Source organism: Deltaproteobacteria bacterium PRO3 (assembly GCA_030263375.1).
Lineage (GTDB): Bacteria > UBA10199 > UBA10199 > DSSB01 > DSSB01 > DSSB01.
Genome location: SZOV01000177.1, coordinates 1 through 2,970 on the forward strand (window position 1 = coordinate 1; position 2,970 = coordinate 2,970).

Sequence of the window (2,970 nt, forward strand, 5' to 3'; positions counted from 1 at the left end):
GGAAGAGGACATCCTGACCGGGCGCAAGACGATCGGCGAGTTTCTCTCCTGGTTCGGCCTGGGCGAGCGTCCGGCGGAGCCGCCGACCACGGTGGTGCTGCCCGGAGAGTCCGCAACACCCGCGGGTGCCGAGCCTTCCCCCTCGATGGCGCCACTGGGTGGAGAAAGCATCCCGCCTCCGCCCGGGGAACAGTTGCGCATCGTCGTCGCGTGGGACCGGCAGTTGGCCGCGCAGCGCGTGCCGATCACGGACCCCGCTCACCCCGACTATGTCCCGGCGGTCCTTGCAGGACCCGGGGGATCGGCCGCGCGCGAGGCGGAAGCTCCGGCCGTCGGGACCGCGGCGGCCGAGACCCCCGGCCTCGAGCCGGGCGCGGCCCCCGCCTTCCTGCGCGGCATGCGCGTGAGGCCCGAACAGCTAGTCGTCAGCCTGGGCCGCGGTTCGCTGCTCACGACCCGCGGCACGGCGCGGGCGACCCGCGCGGCGGCCATGCACGGGGTCGACGCGCCCTTGACCTTGGCCTACCTCTCGGAGGACTTCGGTTTGACGCGCTACAACGGCCGCGATGACGCGGGACGCGAGACTTGGGTGCGGGCCGCGGACGGCAGCCCGATCGCACCGGAACAAATCGCGGGGGAATTCGGTGAGACCCTGCTCTCGCAGAGCGGCATCCGGGAGATCCCGCTGCAGGGCGAGGCGCAGCGCCTGCCGGTGCGGCACGGGGGACTGATCCCGGAGCCGCTACGCACGGCGGGGCGGCTCCTGACGCGGATGGGCCTGGACACGCCCTCGATCAAGGGAGGCGCCTTCGACAACCAGCGGAACAACCTGGCGAACGCCTCGGACTCCGGCGTCTACGGGCTCTATGCGGCGCTGTCCGCCCTGGCCGCCTTCGGGCGGCCCTTAAGCGAGAGCTTCGCCTCCAGCCGTTTCGGGGCGGCGCAGGGTTCGGCCTTCCCGGGACTGGAGCGCTTCATCGAGATCCACGAGCGGGCGCGCCGCGGCACCGAGTCGACGCCCTTCCAACTGCAGTCGGCCTTGAACGAGGACGCCCGCGGCCTCTTCCTGAATCTGATCATGCCCCACTTCGACTTCGCCGAACTCAAGGCCGATCCGAGGGCCATGGAGCGCATCCTGCCGCCCGGCCTGATGCCGGGGCAGATGCCCAACACCGGCGGGGTCAACCTCGCCAACTCCGCGGCCTGCGCCTCGGGGCTCTACGCCCTGTTCGGCGCGCGCCTGGCCATGCTGCGAACCGGCGTCCCCGGCGAGTACCCGATGGACGCGATGATGGTCTTCGGCGCCGACGCGACCTTCTCGCCCTACGACACGGCCCCGATCGTGGCCGGATTCAGCCGCCGCGCCCCCATGACCGTCGACAGCATGGTGAAAAAATTGGTGGAGCAGGGCCGGCTGGGCCCCGAGGTCCTGCAGCTGAAACAGCCCGAGCGCGAGGCCCTCTGGGAGACGCTGCCGCAGGACCTGCGGCGGCGCGCGATGAGCGAGTCCTCCGCGCCCTTCACCCGCTTCGCCCGGGGCCTCGTCGTGGCCGAGGCGGCCGGCGGCCTGCCCTGGATGAATTTCCAGCGCGCCATCGAGCTGGGCTATTGGCCCTCCAGCCGTCTGCTCGGCATCCACGTCAACAGCGGGGAGGGCGGGGCGCCCAACCTGGCCGCGATGGACCAGGGCATCGTCACCGCGACGATGGTGGCCTTGGAGCAGGCCCGCGCCCACGGCGGCGCCGTGCCGCAGGTGGTGCAGACCCATGGGACCTCGACCGAATTGAATAACATCGCCGAGATCCAGTCGCTCTACCAGGCCTTCCGCTATGCGGGCCTGGATCACCCGATGGCGGTGAGCGCGATCAAGGGCCTGGTCGGGCACTCGATGGGCGCGGCCTCGGCGGTGGACATGGTGATGGGCGTGCAGAGCCTCCTGGACGGCGAGGCGCCGGGGCTTTTCAACTTCCGCGCCGAGGACCTGGACCCGCGCTACGCCGAGCGCATCCCGGGCGTCCTGCGGCAGTTGCGCTTCAACTCCGAGCCGATCCGCGGGAATCTAGAAAACATCCTGATCACCTCGGAGGGCTTTTTAAGTTCGGACGCGGCCGCGGTGCTGGGGAGATTCCCGCAAGATGCGGAGGGCGCGGTGGAGATGCTGCGTGACTACGGGGTACCGGAGCACCAGCGCGCGGAGTGGCTGGCCCGGGCCCGCGAGAACCGCGCGCGCGCCGAGGAGCTCGACGAGGGCGTCCGGCGCGGGCGCTATAGCCTGCGCGACCTGCTCGAGGCGATGCGGTTTAGGCCTTAAAATGCAGGACCTGTCCGGGCTGCACCCCCACCGTCCTCGCAAACTGCGGAGGGCCCCCGCCCGGCCACCCGATCAAGAACGCGGTTAGGTTTCGAAGGTATTAACAGGTTTTAGAAAGCGAGGGAGCATGCGAGTTCACAGTCCCAGGGGAGAGCGGGAGCTGCGCCTGCCGGAGGGCGGCCCCGCCTTGACGGCGGAAGTGCGGGCCTTGGAGCGGGAGGCCGACCCGGAGCTTTACTACGAGGGCCTGCTGGCCCTGGCCCGGCGGCAGGAAGCGGCGGGGCGGGTGGAAGCGGCGGCGGAGTTGTATGCGGCGGTGGTACAGGAGGCCGAGGCCGTAGGGGCCCTTCGCGAAGGGCCCCTACGGACCCGCGCCAAAGAGGGCCTGGATGCGATCTTGGGCCGCGGCGCCTTCGGCCCCCGCGCGGAATTTCTCTTAAGGAATTTGGCCCAGCAATCCAGCGACCAGGCGATGCTCTTTGCCATGGGGACGGCGGGGGCGGTGTTTCGGATGACGCGCTTGGCGACCTTATCGCGCCTAGCCTCGACGCCGAATCCTGGGATCTTGACGCAGCTGATCGGCGCGGGACGCCTGGCTTCTTTAACAGGCTTCGCGCTGGAGGCCCCGGCCTTCACCCTGGCGGGGCGCTTGGGTCATG

General features: G+C 70.4%; 2 protein-coding genes. Both read left to right on the forward strand.

Features of this window, described 5'->3' with window-relative positions; genetic code table 11:
- The coding region (locus FBR05_15085) for a hypothetical protein (GenBank protein ID MDL1873503.1) at window positions 1–2,311 on the forward strand (2,311 nt) is incomplete at its 5' end.
- 127 nt (window positions 2,312–2,438) lie between these two features.
- On the forward strand, window positions 2,439–2,970 hold a 532-nt coding region (locus FBR05_15090), incomplete at its 3' end, for a hypothetical protein (GenBank protein MDL1873504.1).